The 25498-nt window shown below is 42.2% G+C and carries 24 protein-coding genes; 10 read left to right on the plus strand and 14 right to left on the minus strand.

The window, feature by feature from the left end; translation table 11 throughout:
- Nucleotide 1 precedes the first annotated feature (1 nt).
- Complete coding sequence (gene rnjA, locus DG474_RS09035; protein WP_255778168.1) at nt 2-1681, plus strand: ribonuclease J1; 1680 nt, start codon at nt 2-4, stop codon at nt 1679-1681.
- A 289-nt stretch (nt 1682-1970) separates the two neighbouring features.
- Here the strand turns inward: rnjA and mnmG are convergent, their stop codons facing one another.
- The 10 genes from mnmG to DG474_RS09085 all read right to left on the minus strand — a co-directional run bounded on the left by mnmG (nt 1971) and on the right by DG474_RS09085 (nt 13183).
- Complete coding sequence (gene mnmG, locus DG474_RS09040) at nt 1971-3884, minus strand: tRNA uridine-5-carboxymethylaminomethyl(34) synthesis enzyme MnmG (RefSeq protein WP_255778169.1); 1914 nt, start codon at nt 3882-3884, stop codon at nt 1971-1973.
- Nucleotides 3885-3892: 8 nt separating this feature from the next.
- The gene (locus DG474_RS09045) at nt 3893-4348 is read right to left on the minus strand and encodes an NUDIX hydrolase (protein ID WP_000193650.1); all 456 of its coding nucleotides are present in this window, start codon (nt 4346-4348) and stop codon (nt 3893-3895) included.
- A gap of 149 nt (nt 4349-4497) precedes the next feature.
- On the minus strand, nt 4498-4929 hold the full coding sequence (locus DG474_RS09050) for an SseB family protein (protein ID WP_000485108.1): 432 nt from the start codon (nt 4927-4929) through the stop codon (nt 4498-4500).
- Nucleotides 4930-4950: 21 nt separating this feature from the next.
- The gene (mnmA, locus tag DG474_RS09055; protein WP_255778969.1) at nt 4951-6072 is read right to left on the minus strand and encodes a tRNA 2-thiouridine(34) synthase MnmA; all 1122 of its coding nucleotides are present in this window, start codon (nt 6070-6072) and stop codon (nt 4951-4953) included.
- 371 nt (nt 6073-6443) lie between these two features.
- Nucleotides 6444-7835 (minus strand): argininosuccinate lyase, encoded by a 1392-nt coding sequence (gene argH / locus DG474_RS09060; RefSeq protein ID WP_255778170.1) that lies wholly within the window; start codon nt 7833-7835, stop codon nt 6444-6446.
- Between the two features lie 27 nt (nt 7836-7862).
- Nucleotides 7863-9059 carry an argininosuccinate synthase gene (locus DG474_RS09065; RefSeq protein WP_000031904.1) on the minus strand — a complete coding sequence of 399 codons (1197 nt, stop codon included), beginning with the start codon at nt 9057-9059 and terminating at the stop codon, nt 7863-7865.
- A 15-nt stretch (nt 9060-9074) separates the two neighbouring features.
- Nucleotides 9075-9881: an ABC transporter substrate-binding protein gene (locus tag DG474_RS09070; RefSeq protein WP_255778171.1), complete on the minus strand. Its 807-nt coding sequence runs from the start codon at nt 9879-9881 to the stop codon at nt 9075-9077.
- A gap of 228 nt (nt 9882-10109) precedes the next feature.
- The gene (locus DG474_RS09075) at nt 10110-10739 is read right to left on the minus strand and encodes an ABC transporter ATP-binding protein (RefSeq protein WP_247923927.1); all 630 of its coding nucleotides are present in this window, start codon (nt 10737-10739) and stop codon (nt 10110-10112) included.
- The gene (locus DG474_RS09080; RefSeq protein ID WP_255778172.1) at nt 10736-12844 is read right to left on the minus strand and encodes a bacteriocin-associated integral membrane family protein; all 2109 of its coding nucleotides are present in this window, start codon (nt 12842-12844) and stop codon (nt 10736-10738) included. Before DG474_RS09080 ends, DG474_RS09075 begins: the two co-directional genes overlap by 4 nt.
- 54 nt (nt 12845-12898) lie before the next feature.
- Nucleotides 12899-13183, minus strand: coding sequence for a lactococcin 972 family bacteriocin (locus tag DG474_RS09085; protein ID WP_000737526.1), 285 nt, complete (start codon nt 13181-13183; stop codon nt 12899-12901).
- 378 nt (nt 13184-13561) lie between these two features.
- On the opposite strand from DG474_RS09085, the gene DG474_RS09090 reads away from it, so the two are divergent.
- Nucleotides 13562-14425: a helix-turn-helix domain-containing protein gene (locus DG474_RS09090; protein ID WP_001268190.1), complete on the plus strand. Its 864-nt coding sequence runs from the start codon at nt 13562-13564 to the stop codon at nt 14423-14425.
- 15 nt (nt 14426-14440) lie between these two features.
- Here DG474_RS09090 and apf read toward each other — a convergent pair whose 3' ends face one another.
- A complete protein-coding gene (apf, locus tag DG474_RS09095; RefSeq protein ID WP_042767626.1) occupies nt 14441-15064 on the minus strand; it encodes an aggregation-promoting factor in 624 nt (207 codons plus the stop codon).
- A 241-nt stretch (nt 15065-15305) separates the two neighbouring features.
- Here apf and sdaAB point away from each other — a divergent pair, with 241 nt between their 5' ends.
- Genes sdaAB through DG474_RS09110 form a run of 3 tightly spaced genes read left to right on the plus strand, consistent with a single transcriptional unit; the run spans nt 15306 to nt 17515 of the window.
- Nucleotides 15306-15977, plus strand: a complete 672-nt coding sequence (sdaAB, locus tag DG474_RS09100; RefSeq protein ID WP_042767625.1) for an L-serine ammonia-lyase, iron-sulfur-dependent subunit beta — start codon at nt 15306-15308, stop codon at nt 15975-15977.
- An 8-nt stretch (nt 15978-15985) separates the two neighbouring features.
- A complete protein-coding gene (gene sdaAA / locus DG474_RS09105) occupies nt 15986-16858 on the plus strand; it encodes an L-serine ammonia-lyase, iron-sulfur-dependent, subunit alpha (protein ID WP_042767623.1) in 873 nt (290 codons plus the stop codon).
- A 27-nt stretch (nt 16859-16885) separates the two neighbouring features.
- Nucleotides 16886-17515: an HAD-IA family hydrolase gene (locus tag DG474_RS09110; protein WP_042767622.1), complete on the plus strand. Its 630-nt coding sequence runs from the start codon at nt 16886-16888 to the stop codon at nt 17513-17515.
- A 123-nt stretch (nt 17516-17638) separates the two neighbouring features.
- On the opposite strand, the gene DG474_RS09115 is transcribed toward DG474_RS09110, so the two are convergent.
- From DG474_RS09115 to DG474_RS09125, 3 genes are all read right to left on the minus strand, one after another.
- Complete coding sequence (locus DG474_RS09115; protein ID WP_042767620.1) at nt 17639-18061, minus strand: DUF805 domain-containing protein; 423 nt, start codon at nt 18059-18061, stop codon at nt 17639-17641.
- Between the two features lie 248 nt (nt 18062-18309).
- On the minus strand, nt 18310-20160 hold the full coding sequence (locus DG474_RS09120; RefSeq protein WP_255778173.1) for a nucleoside-diphosphate sugar epimerase/dehydratase: 1851 nt from the start codon (nt 20158-20160) through the stop codon (nt 18310-18312).
- Between the two features lie 75 nt (nt 20161-20235).
- Nucleotides 20236-21066, minus strand: coding sequence for a glycosyltransferase (locus DG474_RS09125; RefSeq protein WP_255778174.1), 831 nt, complete (start codon nt 21064-21066; stop codon nt 20236-20238).
- A 221-nt stretch (nt 21067-21287) separates the two neighbouring features.
- On the opposite strand from DG474_RS09125, the gene DG474_RS09130 reads away from it, so the two are divergent.
- From DG474_RS09130 to DG474_RS09150, 5 genes are all read left to right on the plus strand, one after another.
- Nucleotides 21288-22454, plus strand: coding sequence for a CynX/NimT family MFS transporter (locus DG474_RS09130; protein ID WP_255778176.1), 1167 nt, complete (start codon nt 21288-21290; stop codon nt 22452-22454).
- Between the two features lie 135 nt (nt 22455-22589).
- Nucleotides 22590-22916, plus strand: coding sequence for a PadR family transcriptional regulator (locus tag DG474_RS09135; RefSeq protein ID WP_042767617.1), 327 nt, complete (start codon nt 22590-22592; stop codon nt 22914-22916).
- Nucleotides 22903-23496: a DUF1700 domain-containing protein gene (locus DG474_RS09140; protein WP_042767616.1), complete on the plus strand. Its 594-nt coding sequence runs from the start codon at nt 22903-22905 to the stop codon at nt 23494-23496. Before DG474_RS09135 ends, DG474_RS09140 begins: the two co-directional genes overlap by 14 nt.
- A complete protein-coding gene (locus DG474_RS09145; protein ID WP_255778178.1) occupies nt 23489-24418 on the plus strand; it encodes a DUF4097 family beta strand repeat-containing protein in 930 nt (309 codons plus the stop codon). The genes DG474_RS09140 and DG474_RS09145 overlap by 8 nt, the downstream gene beginning before the upstream one ends.
- A 62-nt stretch (nt 24419-24480) precedes the next feature.
- Entirely contained in the window at nt 24481-25443 is a 963-nt protein-coding gene (locus DG474_RS09150) for a DUF6574 domain-containing protein (protein WP_255778179.1), read from the plus strand.
- The last annotated feature ends 55 nt before the right edge of the window (nt 25444-25498 follow it).

The following is a 25498-nucleotide window of genomic DNA, read 5'->3' on the forward strand; positions in this document are numbered from 1 at the left end:
TATGGCCTACACTCTTAAACCTGAAGAAGTCGGCGTTTTTGCCATCGGTGGTCTGGGAGAAATCGGGAAAAACACTTACGGAATTGAATACCAAGACGAAATTATCATCGTCGATGCTGGGATTAAATTCCCAGAAGATGACTTGCTGGGTATCGACTACGTTATCCCTGACTACTCTTACATCGTGGACAATATCGACCGCGTCAAGGCTGTCTTGATTACACACGGACACGAGGACCACATCGGTGGGATTCCCTTCCTGCTCAAGCAAGCAAATGTCCCTATCTACGCTGGACCACTTGCCTTGGCTTTGATCCGTGGGAAACTTGAAGAACACGGTCTCTTGCGCAACGCTAAACTTTACGAAATCAACCACAACACTGAGTTGACCTTTAAAAATCTCAAGGCAACTTTCTTTAGAACCACTCACTCTATTCCAGAACCTTTGGGGATTGTCATTCATACTCCTCAAGGGAAAATCGTTTGTACGGGTGACTTTAAGTTCGACTTCACTCCAGTTGGAGAACCTGCAGACTTGCACCGGATGGCTGCCCTTGGGGAAGATGGTGTGCTCTGTCTCCTCTCTGACTCGACAAATGCGGAAGTACCAACCTTTACCAACTCTGAAAAAGTCGTTGGTCAGTCTATCATGAAGATCATTCAAGGTATTGAAGGACGTATCATCTTTGCATCCTTTGCCTCAAACATTTTCCGTCTCCAGCAAGCAACAGATGCTGCTGTTAAGACTGGACGCAAGATTGCTGTCTTTGGTCGTTCTATGGAAAAGGCCATTGTCAACGGGATCGAGCTTGGCTACATCAAAGCTCCTAAGGGAACCTTTATCGAGCCAAATGAAATCAAAGATTATCCTGCAGGCGAGGTTCTTATCCTCTGTACAGGTAGTCAGGGTGAGCCGATGGCAGCTCTCTCTCGTATCGCTAATGGAACTCACCGTCAGGTGCAACTCCAACCCGGCGATACCGTTATCTTCTCTTCTAGCCCAATCCCTGGAAATACTACTAGCGTCAACAAGTTGATTAACATCATCTCAGAAGCTGGTGTCGAAGTTATCCACGGAAAGATTAACAATATCCACACCTCTGGACACGGTGGTCAGCAAGAGCAAAAACTCATGCTCCGTTTGATCAAGCCCAAATACTTCATGCCTGTCCACGGTGAATACCGCATGCAGAAAGTCCACGCTGGACTAGCGGTGGATACTGGTGTTGAAAAGGACAATATCTTTATCATGAGCAATGGTGATGTGCTTGCTCTTACTGCTAACTCAGCTCGTATCGCAGGCCATTTCAACGCCCAAGACATCTATGTTGATGGAAATCGTATCGGTGAAATCGGCGCTGCTGTCCTCAAAGATCGTCGTGATCTATCCGAAGACGGTGTCGTTCTAGCAGTCGCAACTGTTGACTTCAAGTCTAAAATGATCTTGTCTGGTCCAGACATCCTCAGCCGAGGCTTTGTCTACATGAGAGAATCTGGCGACTTGATTCGCCAAAGCCAGCGCATCCTCTTCAATGCTATTCGTATCGCATTAAAAAACAAGGATGCTAGTATCCAATCTGTCAATGGTGCCATTGTCAACGCTATTCGTCCTTTCCTCTATGAAAACACCGAACGTGAACCGATTATCATCCCTATGATCCTCACACCAGATGAAGAATAATACTCTTCGAAAATCTCTTCAAACCACGTCAGCTTCGCCTTGTCGTATATATGTTACTGACTTCGTCAGTTCTATCTACAACCTCAAAGCAGTGCTTTGAGCAACCTACGGCTAGCTTCCTAGTTTGCTCTTTGATTTTCATTGAGTACAAGTCAACAAAACAGCCCCGTCTTCGGAGCTGTTTTTTCTATGCTTTCTTTTGAGATTGAAACTCAATAAAAATCGAAATCAGACTAGAAGGCTAGGCGAAAGCATAACTTGAGTTAGGTGAGCCGAAGCCGACGACGTATCATTTTGATTTTTGAAGAGTTTTAGAAATACTACGATTTTTACCTTCAAGATACACCATCAAAATAGAAATATCTGCTGGGTTTACTCCCGAAATACGGCTGGCTTGGCCGATAGTTTCTGGATTGATAAGTTTGAACTTCTGGCGAGCTTCTGTTGCGATAGAATCAATGTCATCCCAGTCAATATTGGCTGGAATGCGTTTTTCTTCCATGCGTTTCATCTTGGCAACCTGGTCCATGGCTTTGGAAATATAGCCTTCGTACTTGATCTCTGTTTCAATCAATTCGATAATCTTGTCATCCAAGTCCTCTGCAGCTGGCCCGATGAAGGCCACCACATCCTGGTAAGAAACTTCTGGACGGCGAAGGAATTCTTTGGCTGTCACCGCATCTGTCAACGGCTTGAAGCCCATCTCCTCAACCTTGGCATTGGTTTCTTTGACCGGCTTTAGTTTGATACTGTCTAGACGCTTCATCTCATTGTCAAATTGATTTTTCTTGATTTCAAAGCGAGCCCAACGTTCATCATCCACAAGACCAATCTCGCGTCCCATCTCAGTCAAACGCATATCGGCATTGTCATGACGGAGGATGAGGCGGTATTCAGCTCGACTGGTCAAGAGACGGTAGGGTTCAATGGTTCCCTTGGTCACCAAGTCATCAATCATCACCCCGATATAACCGTCGCTTCGCTTCAAAATCAACTCTGGCTTGCCTTGGATTTTTAGAGCCGCATTGATACCAGCGATAATCCCTTGGCCAGCAGCTTCTTCGTAACCTGACGTTCCATTTGTCTGACCAGCAGTAAAGAGTCCTGAGATTTTCTTTGTTTCCAGAGTCGCACGCAACTGGTGTGGCAAGACCATGTCGTACTCAATGGCATAACCTGTTCGCATCATCTCTGCATTTTCCAACCCTTTGATGGAATGAACCAGCTCACGTTGGACATCCTCAGGCAGACTGGTTGATAGGCCTTGAACATAAACTTCCTCTGTATTGCGCCCTTCTGGCTCAAGGAAAAGTTGGTGGCGTTCCTTGTCCGCAAAGCGCACAATCTTATCTTCAATTGACGGACAGTAACGAGGTCCCACTCCCTTGACCACACCTGTAAACATAGGCGCACGGTGGAGGTTGTTTTGGATAATCTCATGACTAGTACCATTAGTGTAGGTCAACCAGCATGGCACTTGGTCTTTGACATAATCCTCATCACGTGAAGTATATGAGAAGTGATTTGGTGTCTCGTCTCCTGGCTGGATTTCTGTCACATCATAGTTGATAGAGGAAGCCTTGACACGTGGAGGAGTTCCTGTCTTGAAACGACCGATTTCAAGTCCCAATTCCTTGAGATTATCAGCTAGGTTGATCGAAGCTAGACTGTGGTTAGGACCTGATGAGTACTTTAGATCTCCAATGATGATTTCTCCGCGGAGTGCAGTCCCTGTCGTCACGATAACAGCCTTGGCAGCATACTCTTGATGGGTCGCCGTACGCACACCGACAACCTTGCCATCTTCCACCAAAATCTCATCAATCATGGTTTGACGAAGGGTCAGATTTTCTTGATTTTCAACTGTCTTGCGCATTTCCTTAGAGTAAAGCTCCTTGTCAGCCTGCGCACGAAGGGCACGGACAGCTGGACCTTTCCCAGTGTTGAGCATCTTCATCTGGATGTAAGTCTTGTCAATGGTTTTAGCCATTTCACCACCGAGGGCATCGACTTCACGCACGACAATCCCCTTGGCAGAACCTCCGATAGAGGGATTACATGGCATGAAAGCCAGCATTTCAATGTTGATAGTCGCAAGCAAGACCTTACAACCCATACGGCTTGCAGCCAAGGAAGCCTCAACCCCAGCGTGTCCCGCACCGATTACAATAATATCGTATTCTTCCGTAAAATTATAAGTCATTTTCTCTCCTATTCTTCAAGATGAATGTGTCTTAGTTGCCCGTCCCAATCCGGCAGGGCTGTTTTTAAGAAGGCTGGAACTAGCTGGATATTCTGGAGTTTATCCAAATCAATCCACTCACAGGGCTGCGTTTTTTCATCTTCCTGCATGATCAATGGGGCATCCTCCAGTAGATCAACTAGATAATGAAATTCGATGTTGTGATAGGAAACACCGTCTTGTTCAAAACGATTTTCAACCGCGAAAGCTAGCTGCCCAGCTTGAGCTCTGACACCCAGTTCTTCCTTCACTTCGCGGACTACCGCATCTTCCGTTCTTTCATTGACTTGGATGGCACCGCCGATAGTGTAATACTTGCCCTCATCTTTGGTAACTAGGAGTTTGCGATTTTGAAGAATCAAGGCTGTCGCCCGAACACCAAAAACCGTATTTCCTACTTTTGTCCGAAAGTCTTGTTGAGTCATTTTTATCCTTTCCCTTAAACGACACAAAAACAGTCAAAACTCGTAAGAAGTGCAGGACAAAAAAGCCTGCAACATCCATGAGCTTTGACCATCATTTCTATTGCTTTTATTATTGTAGCAAATTGAGAAAATTTGTCAATCTAAATGTACTATGATTGGCGAATCGCTTCAAAAGCTCCTTTGTCAATCTCAACCGAGTCAGCGAAAGCATCTAAAACAATCCCTCTCACCGGAAACTCCCCTATCTCTTCCGCAGCAAATAAACAGTCCGTAAGAGGCAATTGCAACCAAGAAAATCGGTCATAATAGTCCTTGGGAATGTCCTGAATTTCTATGAAGCAAGGATAAAAGTAGTCGTCTCCCTTTCGCAGAATATCCGGTTTTAGGCGAGCACCTTCTTGTCCGTCACCCCCATCCATCAGAGATGCATTGAAGGGGACCCAGACTTTAGCTCGTTTCAATTCCTTGAACAAGGCTTCAATCGACTCTGTCGTTTTCTCTCTCAAATACTCTTTCTTATAGTCAGAGAGACTCATTTTTTTCTCTTCTTTAGCCGTTTTTTTCTTAAAAAACTGAAACATTCTCTTTCCTCTTAGAAAATCTTAGATGTACTGACAAACCTGTCCATCTCGATAAGCATTGTCAATCAAACCGCCACCTAGACACTCTTCGCCATCGTAAAAGACAACTGCCTGCCCTGGTGTGATCGCGCGTTGTGGCTCTGCAAAGACGACCTCCGCCTTGTCTCCTTTGACATGTACAGTCACCTTAGAATCAGGCTGACGGTAGCGGAATTTAGCCGTACATTCTAGTTTAAATTCCTCTGGCATGTCACGAGTAAAGTGGACTTGACTGGCTTCTAGGCTTGTTGACATGAGCGAATCATGATAGAAGCCTTGGCCGACATAGAGGATATTCTTGCTGAGGTCTTTTCCGACAACGAACCAAGGCGCATTGTCACCACCGTGTTGGCCACCGATACCGAGACCGCCACGCTGACCAATTGTATAGTACATAAGGCCTGCATGTTCACCCATATCGCGACCATCCACAGTCATCATACGACCAGGCTGAGCTGGCAGGTAGTTACTGAGAAAGTTTTTAAAGTTCTTTTCTCCGATAAAACAAATCCCTGTCGAATCTTTCTTCTTAGCAGTCGCAAGGCCTGCTTCTTCTGCTAGTTTTCGTACTTCAGGCTTTTCCAAATGTCCCAAGGGGAACATGGTTTTTTGGAGTTGTTCTTGCGAAAGTTGGCTGAGGAAATAGGTCTGATCCTTGCCATTGTCCACGCCACGAAGCATGTGAACGATGCCATCCTCATCACGCGCCACTCGAGCATAATGCCCAGTCGCTACATAGTCTGCACCCAAGGTCATCGCATAGTCCAGAAAGGCCTTGAACTTGATTTCCTTGTTGCACATAACATCTGGATTTGGCGTGCGCCCTGCACGGTATTCCGCTAGGAAATACTCAAAAACGCGGTCCCAGTACTCTTTTTCAAAATTGACAGAGTAGTAAGGAATGCCGATCTGGTCTGCCACCGCAGCCACATCCTTGTAATCTTCGGTCGCCGTACAGACGCCGTTTTCATCTGTGTCATCCCAGTTCTTCATGAAGATACCGATCACATCGTAGCCCTGCTCCTTGAGCAAGAGAGCCGTCACCGACGAATCAACACCACCACTCATCCCCACAACAACACGTGTTTTAGAGTTATCACTCATGGTAGGTCTCCCATCTATTCGTTTATTCATACCCTTCAAAATTCTATTCATTATGACTTTCAATAGAATTTCTTTAAGTATAGTCTTTTCGTTTGCTTTTAGGAGTAAAATGGTCTGGGAGACCATTTTAGCCTATCATCTTAAAATGAAAATATGATAGGCAACGAGTCGCAGGCATAACTCGAGTTAGGTAAGACGAGTTAACGACGTAATAAAAGATAAACGAAATGACTAGTTCACGATTGAAGGTCGTGTGTGCTTCAACGATTGAAGGTCGCTTGAGCAGTATTCATTATAACACGCTTGGTTGGAGAAGACAAGAAAGAGGCTGATAAATCATCTCAGCCTCTCTTTCATACTTTGCAAATGAATCAATTTTCCCCTTTAAGTTCTTTCTTCGCTTGTTCTATCTGGTATTTCACTTGCTCAAAGCCGGTTCCTCCTAAGGAATTCCGTCTCTGAACAGCGGTTTCTAGGCGCAAGTAGATATAAATATCCTCTTCAATCAAGGGATGGTAGACTTGCAACTCCTTCAAATCCCAATCTTGGATATTTTTACCATGCTTGATAGAGTCTAGAACCAATTTCCCTACTATTTCATGCGCTTCTCTAAAGGGAAGACCTTTTTCTGCCAAATAATCTGCCAGTTCGGTCGCATTCGAAAAATCATTCTCTGTGGATTGCTGCATTTTGGCCTTATTAATCTGCATACTCGATAGCATACCTGCCAACACATCCAGAGAATTTAAAATCGTTTCTACTGTATCAAACATGCCTTCCTTGTCCTCTTGCAAATCCTTATTATAGGCCAGAGGCAAAGATTTCATGACGGTCAATAGTCCAAGCAAGTGCCCGTAAACCCGTCCTGTCTTCCCTCGAATCAATTCGGCCATATCAGGATTTTTCTTCTGGGGCATGATAGATGAACCTGTTGAAAAGCTATCAGACAAGCTAATGTACTGATACTCAAAACTGCACCAATTGATGATTTCTTCACAAAAACGGCTCATATGCATCATCAAAATGCTGGCATTTGACAGAAATTCTAAGATAAAATCACGGTCACTCACTGCGTCCAAGGAATTGGTATAGGGTTGTTGGAAGCCCAATAAATCACTCGATAATTGACGATTGATTGGAAATGTTGTCCCCGCCAAAGCAGCCGCACCCAGGGGAGACAGGTCCGTATGTTTCAAGTTAAATGCAAAGCGCTCGCTATCCCTTTGGAACATATTGTAATAAGCCATGAGATGGTGGGCAAAACTAATCGGTTGGGCGTGCTGCAAATGGGTATAGCCTGGCATGATGGTTTCCACATGTTTTTCAGCCAAATCCAGCAAAACACTGTTCAGATTCGCCAACTTATCCAAAACATGCCCAAGCTGCTCCTTTAGATATAAGTGCATATCCGTTGCGACTTGGTCATTCCGAGAACGAGCCGTATGTAGTTTCCCAGCCAGAGGACCGATTTTCTCTGTCAGCAACACTTCCATATTCATATGAATATCTTCATTTGCAATATCAAAATGAAGCTCTCCTGCCTCTAAATCTCGCAACAAAGCTTTCAGACCATCTTGGATCTGCTCTGCCTCTTCCAAGCTCAAAATGCCAGTCTGTCCTAGCATTTGAACATGAGCTAGGGAACCCATCAAATCAAATTTTGCCAGCTGATGATCAAAGGAAATACTCGCACCGAACTGCTCTACCCAATCTTCCACAGTGCCTTCAAATCGACCACCCCATAATTTTGTATTTTTCGGCATATCCTGTCGTCCCTTTCTATCGCGTCACTACTCAACATTTTTCTGAACTTCTGAATAAACCTTAGTCGGAAGCCCCCAAAGCTTGATAAATCCAACAGCCGCATCTTGGTCAAAAGTATCCGCACTAGTATAAGTCGCCAAATTTTCATCGTAAAGAGAATTTGGAGATTTCCGAGCCACTACCTGAGCATTCCCCTTATAGAGTTTAACTTTTGCAGTTCCATTGACAACTTTCTGTGTCTCCTTGATATAGGCAATCAAAGCCTGAGTTGCTGGGCTAAACCACAATGCATTATAGATGAGATTGGACAATTCATTTTCGATAATAGGTTTGAAATGAGCCACTTCTCTCACAAGAGTCAAGTCCTCAATCTCCTTATGAGCGGCCAATAAAGTCACAGCGCCTGGGCACTCATAAATCTCTCTTGACTTAATACCGACTAGGCGATTTTCCACATGGTCAATACGACCGACACCGTGTTTGCCCGCAATTTCATTTAGCTTTTGAATCAAAGCAGCCACTTTCATCTTCTCTCCATTGAGGGAGATAGGCACCCCGCAGCTAAACTCAATGTCAATAAATTCTGGACTGTCTGGAGCCTCTTCTGGAGAAGATGTGATTCCAAATGCTTCTTCTGGCGCTTGGTTCCAAGGGTTTTCCAGAACACCACATTCATTTGCACGTCCCCAAAGATTTTGATCGACAGAGTAAGGATTGTCAAGGTCAGCTGGAACTGGGACGCCATTTTCTTTGGCATATTGGATTTCTTCTTCACGAGACCATTTCCACTCACGAACAGGCGCAACTACCTTTAGATTGGGATCCAAAGCTGCGATAGAGACTTCAAACCGAACTTGGTCGTTTCCCTTACCTGTACAACCATGGGCAATTGTGGTTGCCCCTGTCTGATGAGCTATTTCAACGAGTTTTTTTGAAATAAGAGGGCGACTCAGAGCAGATACCAAAGGATACTTCTGTTCATAGTAGGCATGAGCCTGAAGGGCCACTAAAACATAGTCATTAGCAAATTCTTCCTTAACATCAATGACATAAGACTCTACAGCCCCAACCTTGAGAGCTTTATCATGGATGAACTCCAAATCTTTTCCTTCACCCACATCCATACAAACAGCAATCACATCATAGTCTTTTTTTAACCATGTAATAGCAACTGATGTATCCAATCCACCTGAATAGGCTAAAATGACTTTTTCCTTACTCATTTCTCTTCCTTCTTTCTATTTTTCGATAGAGGCTTTAAAAGCATCGTCAATCAATTTGTCCAACTCCCCAGAATCCTTCAATTTCTGGATGGTTTTGTCAACCGCATCTTTTAATTCTTTACTGTCTTTCTTCATCGCAACAGCATAGGAATCTTCCTTGTCATTATCAAAATCAAACTCAGCGATGGCTAGGTCTGGATTATTCTCTACAAATCCTTTCGCCACTGGTTCCTCAAAGATAACCGCATCCAGTTGCCCTGATTTCAAATCTGTTATCAAATTTCCATTTTTAGGAAGTGAAACGAGAGAAGAATCCTTCAAGGTTTCTTTAGCTAGAGTTTCCTGGATAGAACCTTTCTGCGCTCCAACCTTTTTCTGAGCCAAATCCTTGACTGATTGGTAATTCGTTAATTCAGATTTTCTTACGATAACCTTATTCTTCGAAGTGTAGTAGGGAATTGAAAAATCGTAAACTTGACTTCTCTCCTCAGTTTTAGAAACACCTGATATGGCAAGATCGGCCTTACCTGAATCAAGACTAGCCAGTACATTGTCAAAACTCATTGGAGAGAGCTCCACTTCTACACCTAGTTCCTTTGCGATGGCTTTGGCTAGTTCAACATCTGAACCTACAATCTGATTTTTCCCATCAACTAATTTTTGATATTCAAATGGAGCAAACTCTGGATTTAGGGCCACCACCAATTTTCCTTTAGCCTTAATGGCTTCAACACCTTGGGATTGAGTGTTACTACAAGCAAATAATAAGGGAAACATAAGCAAACCAAACATCGTCATCAACACCTTCTTCACTTTATTCATAGAAGAGCCTCCTTTTATTTTTATACTTTATTATTGTATAAATAATACTCCTCTCATTTTCGTTTGTCAAGAAAAAACTGTATTTTATTTCATTTAAATCAAGAAAAAGCTTATTATATGATATATTTTTACACATAATAAGCTTATTTATACTGTTTGATTTTTTAAAAATACAATTGTCCAATTACAGGTAAGATGAAGAGATCAACGAACTCTCCACATTCTCTTTCACAATTCAATAACTCGATGGCACTGTTCGGCCACATAGGCATCGTGGGTAACGATAATGACCGTTTTACCTTCCTTGTTCATATCTAAGAGAAAGTTCAAAACCAAATCTCGATTTTCAGGATCTAGAGAACCGGTTGGTTCATCTGCTAAAAGGAGCTGGCTGGGTTTTAAAATGGCTCTAGCAACTGCGATTCGTTGCTGCTCCCCTCCAGATAACTCTGAAACCTTCTGATGTAGGGTTGATGACAATCCCACTCTCTCTAAAATTTCTTCTATCTTTTTAACTTTGTCTTTCTTGGAAAATTTCACATACTTTAGAGCAAGCATGAGATTATACTCTACTGTTTCATTATCAATCAGAGCAAAGTTTTGAAACAGATAGGAGATATGTTCGCGGATAATCGCTTGCGACTTAACAGAATTGACAGGTACATTTTGCTGACCGAAAATTTCATAATGTCCACTGTAATCGCCATCTATCAAACCCAAGAGATTTAACAAGGTTGACTTGCCACTGCCACTTTTTCCAACAATGGCAACTAAATCTCCTTGGTTAATTTTTAGAGATAAGTTCTCCAAAATAACTTTTTTCCCAATGGTTTTCGTAACATTTTCCAACTTTATCATAAGTGATCCCCTTTCAATAACTGCACTACATTTCGTTTTTCCATCTTAGAGCCCAAGAAAAGTACAAACAGAATATCTAAGCCTGTAAATCCTGCGAAAAGCAAGAGGGAGAACAGTGCCTGTGTAAAGAATAGCAAAACCATAAAAGGAAGGCTATAAACAGCTAATAGAAGACCCAGCAAGGAGCGATACCGATCTATCAATTTCCAGCCCATAAACTTCTTGGTAATAATATCTGTTCGCTTCAATAAGAAAGTTGTTACTAGTAAGAAGTAGGAAATCATCATACTAAGAAGACCAACCAAAGCAAAGAGTATGTTGAAATTCCGAACAGCATCTCGATAAGAATCTACTTTCTCTTGTTGAATGGCTTGAATAGATGAAAATTTTAAATAATTCCCATCTGACAATTTCTCAACTAACGCTGTCACCTCTTTTTGATGTTGAGCTGTATTTTCGATTTTAATGGGATTATTTAAACCTGTTGTTGACAGGGAAGCTTTTTCATCCCACATCATATCAGAATCATTGACCAAGCTAATAATTGGATTGTAGAGATTTTCCTTTCGCTTATCACTATATGGGAAAAATGACCAATCACCTTCATAGTAAGCAATCTCGATATCCATCTCCTCTATCGTTCGTTTTTGTTGCTCTTCATACTTCATCGAAAGATAGGCAATTAATTTTCCCAAGAGCTGATTTTTATCTTCTTCACCTTTCGTACTTGCTGGCATCAAAATAACTTTTTTAGTGCCGGTATCGGGTAACTTGAATCCCTTGCTCTTTAGAAAATTGCGATTAGCATAGTAAACATCCACCGTATCTGTTAACTGATATTGCTGAGTCTGGTCTGATTTGACAAAATTTTTTACAGGAAGACTGCTACTTTGCACATAGCCCGCCTGCGTTTTTTCTACCAAATCCAGATAAAATCGATAGAAATAATCCACTGCCTGCCCTGAGCCTGCCAACTGCTCTTGCCACAGGTTATCATTGAGTTGGAAAGTTTCCAAGGTCAGATAATTTCCTTGACTGATCCACTGTTTCTGGTAATCCAACTCTTTGTTTTCTTGCTCCAAACTTTTTCCTACCCCAACTAGCAAGACTGTCAGTAAAATAGTAGTTCCAATTTTCATCAAATAATTAAAGAGTAGACCAAATTTGAAAGATGAAAAACTTTTCAGCAGAGAGCTGATTGTCATTTTTTGAATTAAGAGGTAAGTCAACCAACTGATAAAGAGATAAAGTTGAAAAAGCAAAAAATGCGACAACCATAACATAGGGAACAAATCTTTTGGCTTGTAATCAAGCAAGAAAAACACTCCTAGATTGATCACAAGCCCCCCAGCTAGGAGGAGGTAGAGATTGCCTTTCACAACATCAGCTAAAACAGCCCGATCTTGAAAACCCAGTAATTTTTGTACCCCAACTCTTTTCATATCCATCATCGGTTGATACACTGTCACTAACACAAGAAGTAAAATAGCCAAGACAAAAACAATGGCAGATAAAAGCAAATCTCGATTTATGACTTCCACTGCACTTTTATAGATCGGCTCTAGCAAGGTAGTCTGGTCTATCTTGAAAAAATCGCTCCATTTCTGTACAATCCTATCCTTGTCCATCTCTTGTGTAGAAGTTATCGTATAGCGACCATTTAAACTACGAGATGTATCCTTGATATAGGTTTGAAAAGTCATAAGCTGAATAGGCTTGGCTTTTAGAAAAGTCGGAATCGTACCAAGTTTATTGGAAATTTCTTTATTACTGTAAACTCCCTCACCATCTGTAGTAAAATCAAGAGAAGAAATCCCAAACTCTTGGTAGGGGAAGGTATCTTTATCAAAAACACCAGACTTGACCACCTCATCACCACTGTCTGTTTTGATAATGGAGACCTTGTATTCCTTTGATACATCCTCAAAAAATCGAAGAACAGATTCTGCAGGTTCATTGACATCTTTCAAGTATACATCCAAAGAACTCGCTGTCTTTCCCATTTCCTGAATCCGAACCACTTCTCGTGTGTAGTTTACATTAAAAACAAAAAAAGTAGTACAGAGAAGCAGGAGTAACATACAGAAATTACTGATTTTTTTCATAAAGATACCTCCAATAAAGTTCTCCCTCTCCTAACAGGAGAGGGAAAATTTCACTTAAAATCCATAGAAATATTCTAATCCTGTTGGCGGAATTTTAGTAAGGGAAGCTTGTGCCCAAACCCTAGGACCCTGACGATCCTTAGAGATTCTACCTCCATGTCGGACAGTTGCTGTATGAGAGCGAGTAGAATGTAAATAATCAGAATATCCAAAAGTTCCTGTCCAACCTACTCCATAGTTCCATTGACCACCATCTACCCATACTGCTAAAGCATTTGTCGTAGCAAGCAGACCACATGCCATTACGGTTGCGACACCAATTTTTACTAATTTTTTCATGATATTTTCCTCACATCTTATATCTTGAACTGTTTCACAGAAACAGATGAATTGGTTCATTTGTAAACATTGAAGTCCATTGGACTCACCTTCCTTTCGTTTTACTTAATCAAAATTTTATAAGAGCCATCCCCAAGGGAAGAAAATAACCATCCATAACATAAATAACAACAGACGATATACTTTTTTATACATTTGATACCCCCTTAGTACTTCATCATCTTGATTATAAAATACAATATACCTTGTCGTAAAATTTGTTAACCTTTTTCACAAATTTATTTTAGATTTCTTTTTTACTTTTTATATTACTATGATACAATATTTTTAATCAGTTTCAATTTATTGTTAACTTTTTTCACAAATAAGGAGGGAATCATGCGCTACGATTTTGGAAATGTTTATAAAGAAATCCGTGAGTCAAAAGGATTGACTCAAGAAGAGGTCTGTGGGGGTGTTCTCTCAAGAACCAGCCTATCAAAAATAGAAAGTGGCAAGACAACTCCAAAATATGAGAATATGGAATTTCTTCTCCAGCAAATTAATATGAGTTTTGAAGAGTTTGAATATATTTGCCATCTCTACCACCCAAGTGAACGATCAACTATCATGCAGACTTTTCTAAAAATGGCTTCTATTAGTGGTACGAGCGACTTAAGTAAATTACTCAAAAAATGCCAACATTATCTAAAAACACATCATGATTTTCCCATCCAGCAGTTGCAAGATATGCTCGAAATCGTTATCTACATCCGTGAAAATGGGATAGAAAAATTGTCAAGTAAGGTTGACAACATTGTAAACAGATTATGGGATAAGATTGAGAAACAAGATACTTGGTATGAGAGTGACCTCAAAGTCCTTAATACCATTCTCTTTGCTTTTCCTATGGAGTATATTCATCAGATTACCGAAAAAATTCTCGAACGACTAGAGGTTTATAAACACTATAGTCCTGTCTTTCAGCTTCGTATGATGTTGCTTCTGAATCTCTCAACTCTTTATCTTTACAATGGTGATAAGTTGCTTTGCAAACAGCTTTGCTACACTCTCTTAGAGGAGGCAAAAGCAAGCAAACAGTACGATACACTTGCGTTTTCCTATATTCGTATCGGCATTTGTGCTAATGATGCTCAGTTGATACAGAATGGACTCTCCTTAGCTAAACTAGTAGAAGATGAACACTTACTAACAGAGCTAGAGCGAGAAGTTAACATCTTTGTAAACAAAAAAGAGCCCTAAAGGACTCTTGTATTCTTAATACCAACCGTTGTTAAGCCAGAAGTTCTTGGCAGCTGTCCATGAACCGTAACGTCCTGCAACGTAGGCATCTGCTACACGTTCTTGGTTTTCAGCTGAGTAGTCACCGTTCAAGTATGAATCTGTCAATTGGTAACGTCCGATGTAACGTCCGTTTGTAGCAGTGTAGCTACCACCTGATTCTTTTTGAGCGATCCATTCTTTGGCTTCTGCTTCAGAACCACTTACAGTAGAAGCTGCTGCAGTGTTGCTTTCTGCTGCTGGAGTTGCAGGTGCAGCTGGGGCTTCATAAGTTGTTGTTGCTGCTGGAGCTTCTTCAACTGTTTCTGTAGCTACTGGAGCTGTTTCTTCCGTTGTTGCTGCTGGAGCTACAGTAGAAGCTGTTCCTTCAATAACCAAAACTTGGTCAACATAGATAAGGTGAATATCTTTAATGTTGTTTTTTGCCGCCAATTTTTCAACAGTTGTGTTGTACTTCTCAGCGATTTCTGAAAGAGTATCACCTGATTTAACTGTGTAAGTTACAGTTTCTTGGGCAGATGCAAGTGATGGAGCAAAGAAAGCAAGCAAAGCTGCTACTCCTGCGATAGTTGTTTTAATTTTTTTAGTTGTTAATGACATATCTAAAAATTCTCCTTTTTATCTATGATACTATTCTACTCCTCGAATGTTACCGTTGTTTAACGGTTTTATGTAGAAATATTACAAAAATGTTTTATATTTACCGTTTTATGGAGGTTTTTGTCACAAAAGACCTTATTTTATACTATCTTTAATCATTTTAAGCTTTTGATAAGGGAAATAAGCGCAGAGGTCCATTCTTTGATATAATAGATATAAGAATCTTTGTAAGGGGAAACAGATGCACTCACTTCGTTTTCAATCTGTCTTTGACATTATCGGACCAGTTATGATTGGCCCATCAAGTAGCCATACTGCTGGAGCTGTTCGCATCGGGAAAATCGTCTCTTCCATCTTTGATGATACGCCGACAGAAGTCGAATTCCATTTATTTAATTCATTTGCCAAAACCTACCGTGGTCATGGAACCGACCTTGCTCTCGTCGCTGGTATATTAGGCATGGATACGGACGATCCCGACATTCCAAATAGCCTAGAGATTGCCCATAAACGCGGTATCAAGATTGTCTGGACCATTCAGAAGGACAGCAATGCTCCTCATCCTAATACCACTAAAATTACTGTGAAGAATGAACACAAGTCCATTAGTGTGACAGGAATTTCCATCGGTGGAGGAAATATCCAGGTTACGGAACTTAACGGCTTTGCTGTCTCTCTCAACATGAATACCCCGACCATCATCATCGTGCATCAGGATGTTCCGGGTATGATTGCCCATGTCACAGAAGCCCTCTCTCGTTTCGATATCAACATCGCACAGATGAATGTGACTCGAGAAAAAGCTGGAGAAAAAGCCATCATGATTATCGAAGTCGATAGTCGAAGTTGCGAAGAGGCGATTGAAGAAATCCGAAAAATCCCTCATCTCCACAATGTCAATTTCTTTAAGTAGGAGGAAACATGTTTTATTCTATCAAAGAATTGGTTGAGCAAGCAGATCTAGACTTCCAAGGGAATGTTGCAGAACTCATGATTGCAACCGAATATCAACTAACCGGTCGAGAACGGCCAGAAGTTCTCCTCCTCATGGAACGCAATCTAGAAGTCATGAAAGCCTCTGTCGAGCTCGGCCTCAGTGAAAACAAATCCCGTAGTGGCTTAACAGGCGGAGATGCGGCCAAACTAGACCGCCATCTCAAAAGTGGCAAGGCCTTGTCGGACTTTACCATCCTATCAGCAGCCCGTAATGCCATCGCGGTCAATGAACACAATGCGAAGATGGGCTTGGTCTGCGCCACTCCAACCGCAGGAAGTGCTGGCTGTCTGCCAGCCGTTCTCACTGCTGCTATCCAAAAACTTGACCTTAGTCACGAAGAACAGCTGGATTTCCTCTTTGCTGCTGGTGCCTTTGGACTAGTCATCGCGAACAATGCCTCTATCTCAGGTGCTGAAGGTGGCTGTCAGGCCGAAGTTGGCTCTGCCTCTGCCATGAGTGCCGCAGCCTTGACCTTGGCTGCAGGTGGAAGCCCCTATCAGGCTAGCCAAGCCATTGCCTTTGTCATTAAAAATATGCTAGGCCTTATCTGCGATCCCGTCGCTGGTTTGGTTGAAGTTCCCTGTGTCAAACGCAATGCCATGGGGGCTAGTTTTGCCTTTATCGCGGCTGATATGGCCTTGGCAGGTATCGAGTCTAAAATCCCTGTTGACGAAGTCATCGATGCCATGTATCAGGTCGGATCAAGCCTCCCAACTGCCTTTCGTGAAACGGCTGAGGGTGGACTCGCCGCCACACCTACTGGTCGCCGCCTACAAAAAGAAATCTTCGGAAAATAAGCTTATCTATATCTATTAGGAGAAACTATGCCCTCTATCTCAGCAGTCTTTTTTGATCTAGACGGAACTCTGGTTGACAGTTCCATCGGGATCCACAATGCCTTTACCCATACCTTTAAAGAGCTAGGAGTTCCAAGCCCTGATGCCAAAACCATTCGTGGTTTTATGGGACCGCCCCTTGAAAGTAGTTTTGCAACATGCCTTCCCAAGAAACAAATCCCAGAGGCTGTGCAGATATACCGCTCTTACTACAAGGAAAAAGGAATCCACGAAGCCCAACTCTTCCCCCGAATAACGGAATTGCTTCAAGAGATTTCGCAAAACTACCCTCTCTACATCACTACAACAAAGAATACTCCGATTGCCCAGGATATGACTAAAAATCTGGGAATCCATCATTTCTTTGATGGCATTTACGGCTCTAGTCCTGAAACGCCGCACAAGGCGGATGTCATCCGTTACGCCTTGCAGACGCATCAACTGCCTGCAGACCAAGTTCTCATCATTGGCGACACCAAGTTTGATATGATCGGAGCCCAAGAAACTGGTATTAAAAAGTTCGCTGTTACTTGGGGATTTGGAGAAGAGGCTGATTTACTCAGCTATCAACCTGACTGGATTGCCCGTACCATTGATGATATCATTAGCCAGCTCTAACCATACAAAAATACTCCTAACACTAGTGAACTAGGTTAAGGAGTATTTTTTGTATAGGTTGCTACTATAAGCGATTATTTGCTGGGAAACGACTCAGCCGTTTTTAACTAGACTAAAAATATCCTAATATTTTCGTACCATGTCTTCAAACTGAGAGTCTTCCTTATTTTCTTTATTTTTGTCACTATTTTTTATCACTTTTTCTCCAAATCGTTGACTTGGCATAGCGAGCATAACGAGCAGTGTTACTGCACCCAAAGGAACAAATACAATAAAGATATAGGCCCAATGGATACCCACATCTCGTAAGCGACGTACTATCAGTGCTAGTAGAGGAACAAACTCTACTATAAACAAAATAATACACATACTGAAGACCGCAATATTCCTGATGGCTTTATCAGATTCTAATCCCGTGAATAGCGAGTAGTAGGCGGGCAAGAAAATTACCATATTTAGCAGCCAAACCCACCAAAATTCTGGACGTGTGGAACGACCAGAAAAATTTGCATAGCCTTTGAAAAAACTCCTAATAGCACTCAGCATACAAAAATCTCCTTTTGACTTTAATACTTATTTCGCAAAGTTATGTTACCAGCTAAAAATAGAGGTAGTTTTTAGATTGTCTGAAATCACTCTCCTGATAGATCACATAACATCGTCCCTTGAATAGTTGCGCTTATTAAACCTTTGAAATATCCGACGTCCTCTACTCTCTATTTATAAAAACCAGCTTTCTGATTTCCTCAGAAAACTGGCGATAGTTGTTTCATTATGAAGGTAGATGAACACTCTTACTCAGCATGAGTTGTCTCATTCGCAAAAGAAATGATCGCTTCTTTGAGCTCATCTCCGCTGAGTGAACGGAACTCCTCTATTTTTTGATTGATGGCTTCTAGAGGCATGACATTTACCTTACCAACGAAGATCTTGTCCATGACTTGGTTATCAACCAATTCGGTCGAAACCAAGAGTTCTTCATAGAGTTTTTCCCCTGGGCGAATTCCAACTTCAACGATTGGAATTTCACTTTCCGTGTGTCCGCTTAGAAGAACCATTTTCTTAGCCAAGTCATAGATTTTAACCGGTTTGCCCATGTCTAGGATAAAGACTTCTCCGTCCTTGGCATAAGCGCCAGCATGGATTACCAGACGACTGGCCTCTGGAATGGTCATGAAGTAACGTGTCATACGGAAGTCTGTCACCGTTACCGGACCACCTTCAGCAATCTGACGTTCAAAGACAGGAATCACGCTACCACGACTACCAAGAACATTCCCAAAACGAACTGCACAGTAGGTTGATTTGCTACGTTGGTTAAAGCCAGTGACAATCAATTCTGCCACGCGCTTAGTTGCACCCATAACATTCGGTGGATTGACCGCCTTGTCAGTCGAAATCATGACCATCTTAGGTACTTTGGCTTCATCAACAGCCTTGGCAACATTGTAGGTACCGAGGATATTGTTCTTGAAGGCTTCTTTTGGATTGCGTTCCATCATCGGAACGTGCTTGTGGGCTGCAGCATGGTAAACAATGGCTGGTTTGTACTGCTCAAACACCTGCAAGAGACGGTCATAGTCCTGAATATCTGCAATAACAGGAACATAATCAATCCCTTGGAATGTACGGATCAATTCATGATAAACGAGATAGATTGAGTTTTCACCATGTCCAAGCAAGACGATACGCTCGGGATTGAAGCGGCTAACTTGACGACAAATCTCTGAACCAATCGAACCACCAGCTCCTGTCACCAAGATGGTCTTGCCTGTAATCTCAGTACCCAGACGCGATTCGTCGAGACGAATCTCCTGACGGCCCAAAAGGTCTGTGATATCAATTTTTTGGAAACCACTACCTGGTTGATGGAGTCCTTGAACGACTGTCTCAACCTTAGGCATCTTGTAACATTTGACACCTAGCTTATTACACATCTGTAAGATGCGTTCGTACTCTGATGGGTCAAGCGAAGGAATCGCTACGATGACACGCTCGATTTGGTGACGTTTAGCCAATTCAGGCAGATTTTCATAAGAGCCCAGAACTGGGATCCCACCTAGTTTTTGTCCCTTTTTCTTTTCATCATTATCCAATATCCCCACTAGCTCAAGGTCGCTAGTTGGATGTTGATAGCTGTTCATAAAGAGGGCACCACCATCACCAGCACCAATCAAGAAGGTCCGACGATGCTCTCCATCTCCACTACCTTGCTTGCGCTTAGAATAAATCAACTGCCAAGTGATACGAGGAAGCAAGATAAGGAAGGTGCTCAGCAAAATGAAGAGCACGATGAAACGGATAGAAAATAGTGGAAGAAAGGCATAGCAGATTCCATAAGAAAGAACACTGCTGAGCATCACTCCGAAAAAGATTTTCATGAAATCCGTAATCTTGCTATAACGACTGATACTAGCGTTTAGCCCCCAAAATGCAATCATGATTTGATAGAGGAGGAAAGCTAAAAGAGTGTAGATCACGTAATCCACAGGCGCAGGATTTATAAGGCCATAAAACAAGATATAAGATACGATGATGGAAACCACCATACTCAGAATATCGAATATCCCCCAAAACACTTGTTTTTGCTGTTTATTTAAAATTTCAACCAGATCAATCACATAATCTGTTAGTTTTTTATTCATAGGAATTTACTCCCCCTTAAAAGAGTCAGATGATACTGTTGTTATGATAGCCTAAATCATTCAGTCTATCGGGGCTTACTTTCTCTTTCTTAAAAGTTTGACGAAGATAAACTGACGTACAAAGCCTGGACAAAGTGCAACAATTGCCTGAATGGCTACACTTTTAGCATATTCCATGTAAGAAATTTGCCCTCGCTCAAGCATCCTTTGGCGAGCCTGACGATAGAGTTTAAGGTAACGCAAGCCACCTCGACGCTCAAACATCCCTGCACCGACACGAACCTTACACAAGATTTGATCTAGGTTCCCAGTCTTGGCACCTGCAGCAATCATATTGAGCCAAAGGAGGTCATCCTCCATGTAAAGGCCATCTTCATAGTTGCCCGCCTTGAGGACCATGTCCTTTTTAAACATGACTGTCATATGGTTAAAAGCGCTTCTCATTCTCTGATAAGCCACAATGTCTGCGTGCTGAGTTGGAACACGACGATAAGATACAATCTCATCTGGATTGTCAATGAACTCTGCGATATGGCCGCCTAAGAGATCGAGATCTTCTTTCTCCATTAGCTGAAGCTGTTTCTCAAAACGATCCGGAACGGCTAAATCATCCGTATCCATGCGGGCAATAATGTCATACTGGCACTGTAAAACACCGTATCGAAGAGCCAAGCCTAAACCTTGGTTTTGTTCTAAGGGGCACCGTTTAACTGGAATGTCTGACTGAGCTGCCACTTCATCTAGCACCTGATAGAGTTCGGGTGTGAGCGGGCCATCCTCAACAAGAACAAGTTCGCTCGGTTTCAAGGTCTGGTTTTGAACACTTTTGATAGCATCTCTTAAAAACGTCGGATTTTCCTTTACATAGACCGACATCAAGACGCTGATTTTTTGCTTTTCAGGCACAGTTTTTCTCCAATGTATAGATTTCCTTCCACTATTTTATCACAAAATTTCCTAGTTTCCTATTTTTATATCAAATCAAGGAAAATTCTAGTAAAGAAATCTGTCTCTTTTCACTTTATTTTCACTTTCATTGATTGATCTGTCTTGGCTGTCATTACTTGACATTATAAGGAAAAAACCTTAAAATAAGCTGTTATTAAAATCATCCTATCGAGGTTTTTATGAAGAAACAATCACTCTTTTTTGTTCTAGGAATTGTCTTAATCGGGACTGTTTTACGATCTCCCTTCACTGCTCTTCCAACTATTTTAGGAGATATTGCTCAGGGACTAGGAGTGGAGGTTAGCTCTCTTGGGATTTTAACCAGTCTCCCTCTCTTGATGTTTGCTCTTTTCTCTGCTTTTGCAAGCCGCTTGGCACAAAAAATCGGGTTGGAACATCTCTTTACTTACTGTCTCCTTCTCTTAACCGTTGGCTCTGTCATTCGGATTTTCAATCTTCCCCTTCTCTATCTAGGGACCCTAATTGTGGGAGCAAGCATTGCGATCTTCAATGTACTCCTCCCAAGTATAATCCAGGCAAATCAGCCTCAAAAGATTAGTTTCCTAACAACTCTCTATGTCACTGCCATGGGAATTTCGACAGCCATCGCTTCTTATCTTTCGGTCCCTATCACCCAAGCTAGTTCTTGGAAGGGACTTATCCTCGTTCTCAGCTTTCTCTGTCTGGTCACTCTGCTAGTCTGGTTGCCAAATCATCGCCACAACCACCACCTAGAAAGCCAAAAAGAAAAGCAAGTCAAAGAGAATATTCTAAAAAGTAAAGATGTCTGGGCTATCATTATCTTTGGCGGGCTTCAGTCCTTGCTCTTTTATACAAGTATGACCTGGTTGCCAACTATGGCTGTTAGTGCTGGTATTTCTAATAGTGATGCGGCTCTTCTGGCTTCTATCTTCTCACTGATCAGCATTCCTTTTTCCATGACTGTTCCAAGTCTGACGACTCGTCTATCAGATAGTCACCGTCGAATCATGCTGGCAATTATCTCTATCGCTGGTATGATGGGAATTGCCATGCTCTTGTATCCAGCCAATAATTTCCTCTACTGGTTAGTCGTCCATCTCTTGATTGGAACGGCCTGCAGTGCCCTCTTCCCCTACCTCATGGTTTGCTTTTCTCTTAAAACCAGTTCTCCTGAAAAGACAGCTCAGCTATCAGGACTAGCGCAAACAGGAGGCTACATCTTGGCGGCCTTTGGTCCTGCCTTGTTTGGTTATAGTTTTGAACTTTTTCAATCTTGGATCCCAGCTGTCCTTGCTCTTCTAGCCATCGATATCATCATGACCGTCTCACTCTTTATGGTGGATCGGGCGGATAAAATCCTCTAAACTTCTAGTTTTTACTAGGAGTTTTTTATATGTAAAATTTTTACACATATTTCTTGACAGGGCTTTCATATTGAGATACAATATATTTGAAAAGAGTATATATAAAATTTTTATATAATATAAAGGAGGTTTCCCATGTACTTCCCAACATCCTCTGCCTTGATTGAGTTTCTCATCTTGGCTGTACTGGAGCAGGGGGATTCTTATGGTTATGAGATTAGTCAAACCATTAAGCTCATCGCCAATATCAAAGAATCTACGCTCTATCCCATTCTCAAAAAATTGGGAGCCAGTGGCTTTCTGACCACCTACTCTAGAGAGTTTCAGGGGCGTATGCGCAAATACTACTCCTTGACCAATCAAGGCGTAGAGCAGCTCGTTACTCTAAAGGAAGAGTGGACGCTCTATACCGACACCGTCAACGGCATCATAGAAGGGAGTATCCGCCATGACAAGAACTGACTATCTGACTCAGTTAGAAACCTATCTCCATAAACTACCTGAAGCTGACCGCATCGAAGCCATGGACTACTTTAAGGAACTATTTGACGATGCAGGTCCAGAGGGCGAAGAAGAACTCATTGCTAGTCTAGGAACACCAAAAGAAGCTGCCCATGATATCCTCTCTGATCTTCTCGATAAAAAGGTCAATGAGGCACCTGCTCAAAAGAATGACCGCCAACTGCTACACATTGCCCTACTTGCCTTACTGGCAGCCCCTATCGGAATTCCAGTCGGGATCGGCATCCTCATGGCCATCATCGGTATTTTTATCGCAGCTGTCTCCGTCATTCTAGCCTTCTTTACCGTCTCTGTGACAGGTATCCTACTGGGCGGACTCTTTATCGTAGAGAGTTTTAGCGTCCTAGTCGAAGCCAAATCCGCCTTTATCTTGATTTTTGGGGCTGGTTTGCTTGCTATCGGTGCTTCTTCTCTTGTTCTACTAGGCATCTCCTATGTAGCCCGTTTCTTTGGCCTCCTGATCATCCGCTTGGTGCAATGGATTCTTAAAAAAGGAAAGAGAGGTGACAGACATGCGTAAATTGACGAAAGGATTTCTCATTTTTGGTGTGGTTTCTACAATCCTTGGTTTTATCATGATCATTGTAGGGGCCCAGTTCAATGGTATTCAAAGTTTGCTTGCCATGTCAAAAGACCCAGTCTATGACAATCGTATCGAAGAAGTGACCTTTGGAAATGAAGTGGAAAAACTTGATTTGACCCTTGAGGAACATAGCCTAACCATCACAGAGTCTGTAGATGACAAGATCCACATCACCTATCATCCTTCCGTATCTGGTCGTCATGATTTGACTACTGGCATGAGTGACAAAACACTGACCGTCACTGACAAACAAGCCTCCCAACATCGCTTTCTAGGTTCAGGAATCGAAGGCCTACTTCGTATCGCTAGCAACTATTCTAATCGTTTTGACGAAGTCGTTCTCTCCCTACCTAAAGGAAGAAAGCTGCAAGCTATCACCGTCTCAGCCAATCGTGGACAAACCAATATTCGTCAAGCCAATCTTGAAAATGCGACAATCAAAACAAAAGGCTATCTCTTAAGAATAACAGAAAGCTCTATCAAGAATAGTACACTAACGACACCTCATATCATCAATATCTTTGATACCGAATTTACAGATAGCCAGGTCAAGACGGAAAGGGAACACATCTATGCTGAGAATATCAAGGTCCACGGCAAGGTTGAGCTAGAGGCCCATTCCACTCTAAACCTCATTCTCTCCCAGAAAGAGACTGACCGTATCAATCTAAATCTTTCTTCTCAGCATGGTGGTATCTATCATAAACCCAAAGAAGAACATCGTGGACAAAAAGAGAATGAACTTGCCAACCCATACAAGACAGACAAAGCAGATGTCAAGGACCTGCTCATTGCAAAAGCCAACCAGGATATCTACCTACCTAAAGAAGAGTACTCTGCTCCATCTAGAAATCATTGACAAAAACGCTTTCATCTGCTAGTCTAAAGATAGAAAACGACCATAAAAAAGGAGGTTCCACCATGACACAAGAATGGTTTGAAAGTGCCGATCTTGAGAAGAAATCACCTCAGACGAAATCGGAAAACCAGCCCAACGAGCCAGAGACTTCAGAAACTGTGGAGACCGAACTACAAGTAAGCCAAGAAACATCTGTCTCACCTAAAGAGTCGGAAACGCATGAGGAGGAAACTCCCGAAATGATTGAAGAAGCCCAAACCAAGGAAGAGGGAGAAGGGAAAGCTGAAGAGGAAGGCAACCAAGAAACCCCTGCAAAAGAGAAAAGCATCCTCAGCAAAGCTTTAGAAAGCCCCTATATCCCAGATATTGACCCTCGTAAAACAGCCCGGTTCAAAGAAGAAATCGCACTATTTTGGACTTGGCTGCTGGATGCTATCCAAGAACCAACTGCCAGCAAGACTACGGACCAAAAGCATCGTTACAGTGTCTTTGGCCTGCTCACTTTGCTGTCTTCTATTAATCTTTTCTTTAGTATCTATCATATCAAGCACCTCTACTATGGCTATATGGCATCTATTGCCAATAGTTTACCTAACCAGCTCCCTCCTTTAAATCTCTTTGCTGGACTTTCTATCTTAGTCGCTAGCGCTCTATTTTACTTTTCTATCATTTTGGGAGGCTTTACTGTCCGACGTGTACTGGACCAGGAGAGCGACTTCACCTTCCAAGAAGCTTGCGATCGGTACAGCAGACTCTTTGCTATCCCACTTGTCCTAACGGCTCTAGCAAGTTTCTTTGCACTCTTTGGTGGCTTACGATTTGCTGGTATCCTCACTCTTCTAAGCATGGCCATCTTTGCCCTCGGCAATCTCTTTGTGATTAGCAAGCCAAGTAAAACCAGCAACCTTGACCCATTTTATCGTTTCTTGCTAGCTGTCTTACTTGATGGCGCTATTCTCTTACCCTTCTTCATTGCAGAGCTCGCGCTGACAGTTGACTACCTTCGCATCTTGACCTTCTTTTAACCAAAATCCCTGCCATTTGTTAATGACAGGGATTTTTATGCTTACTCTTTTTTGA

The organism is Streptococcus oralis (genome assembly GCF_024399415.1).
Taxonomy (GTDB): domain Bacteria; phylum Bacillota; class Bacilli; order Lactobacillales; family Streptococcaceae; genus Streptococcus; species Streptococcus oralis_CS.

What these genes read in the sequence shown, in the direction of transcription:
- rnjA (WP_255778168.1), top strand. Translation starts at nt 2, where the DNA reads ATGGCCTACACTCTTAAACCTGAAGAAGTCGGCGTTTTTGCCATCGGT.
- mnmG (WP_255778169.1), bottom strand. Translation starts at nt 3,884, where the DNA reads ATGACTTATAATTTTACGGAAGAATACGATATTATTGTAATCGGTGCG.
- DG474_RS09045 (WP_000193650.1), bottom strand. Translation starts at nt 4,348, where the DNA reads ATGACTCAACAAGACTTTCGGACAAAAGTAGGAAATACGGTTTTTGGT.
- DG474_RS09050 (WP_000485108.1), bottom strand. Translation starts at nt 4,929, where the DNA reads ATGTTTCAGTTTTTTAAGAAAAAAACGGCTAAAGAAGAGAAAAAAATG.
- mnmA (WP_255778969.1), bottom strand. Translation starts at nt 6,072, where the DNA reads ATGAGTGATAACTCTAAAACACGTGTTGTTGTGGGGATGAGTGGTGGT.
- argH (WP_255778170.1), bottom strand. Translation starts at nt 7,835, where the DNA reads ATGCCGAAAAATACAAAATTATGGGGTGGTCGATTTGAAGGCACTGTG.
- DG474_RS09065 (WP_000031904.1), bottom strand. Translation starts at nt 9,059, where the DNA reads ATGAGTAAGGAAAAAGTCATTTTAGCCTATTCAGGTGGATTGGATACA.
- DG474_RS09070 (WP_255778171.1), bottom strand. Translation starts at nt 9,881, where the DNA reads ATGAATAAAGTGAAGAAGGTGTTGATGACGATGTTTGGTTTGCTTATG.
- DG474_RS09075 (WP_247923927.1), bottom strand. Translation starts at nt 10,739, where the DNA reads ATGATAAAGTTGGAAAATGTTACGAAAACCATTGGGAAAAAAGTTATT.
- DG474_RS09080 (WP_255778172.1), bottom strand. Translation starts at nt 12,844, where the DNA reads ATGAAAAAAATCAGTAATTTCTGTATGTTACTCCTGCTTCTCTGTACT.
- DG474_RS09085 (WP_000737526.1), bottom strand. Translation starts at nt 13,183, where the DNA reads ATGAAAAAATTAGTAAAAATTGGTGTCGCAACCGTAATGGCATGTGGT.
- DG474_RS09090 (WP_001268190.1), top strand. Translation starts at nt 13,562, where the DNA reads ATGCGCTACGATTTTGGAAATGTTTATAAAGAAATCCGTGAGTCAAAA.
- apf (WP_042767626.1), bottom strand. Translation starts at nt 15,064, where the DNA reads ATGTCATTAACAACTAAAAAAATTAAAACAACTATCGCAGGAGTAGCA.
- sdaAB (WP_042767625.1), top strand. Translation starts at nt 15,306, where the DNA reads ATGCACTCACTTCGTTTTCAATCTGTCTTTGACATTATCGGACCAGTT.
- sdaAA (WP_042767623.1), top strand. Translation starts at nt 15,986, where the DNA reads ATGTTTTATTCTATCAAAGAATTGGTTGAGCAAGCAGATCTAGACTTC.
- DG474_RS09110 (WP_042767622.1), top strand. Translation starts at nt 16,886, where the DNA reads ATGCCCTCTATCTCAGCAGTCTTTTTTGATCTAGACGGAACTCTGGTT.
- DG474_RS09115 (WP_042767620.1), bottom strand. Translation starts at nt 18,061, where the DNA reads ATGCTGAGTGCTATTAGGAGTTTTTTCAAAGGCTATGCAAATTTTTCT.
- DG474_RS09120 (WP_255778173.1), bottom strand. Translation starts at nt 20,160, where the DNA reads ATGAATAAAAAACTAACAGATTATGTGATTGATCTGGTTGAAATTTTA.
- DG474_RS09130 (WP_255778176.1), top strand. Translation starts at nt 21,288, where the DNA reads ATGAAGAAACAATCACTCTTTTTTGTTCTAGGAATTGTCTTAATCGGG.
- DG474_RS09135 (WP_042767617.1), top strand. Translation starts at nt 22,590, where the DNA reads ATGTACTTCCCAACATCCTCTGCCTTGATTGAGTTTCTCATCTTGGCT.
- DG474_RS09140 (WP_042767616.1), top strand. Translation starts at nt 22,903, where the DNA reads ATGACAAGAACTGACTATCTGACTCAGTTAGAAACCTATCTCCATAAA.
- DG474_RS09145 (WP_255778178.1), top strand. Translation starts at nt 23,489, where the DNA reads ATGCGTAAATTGACGAAAGGATTTCTCATTTTTGGTGTGGTTTCTACA.
- DG474_RS09150 (WP_255778179.1), top strand. Translation starts at nt 24,481, where the DNA reads ATGACACAAGAATGGTTTGAAAGTGCCGATCTTGAGAAGAAATCACCT.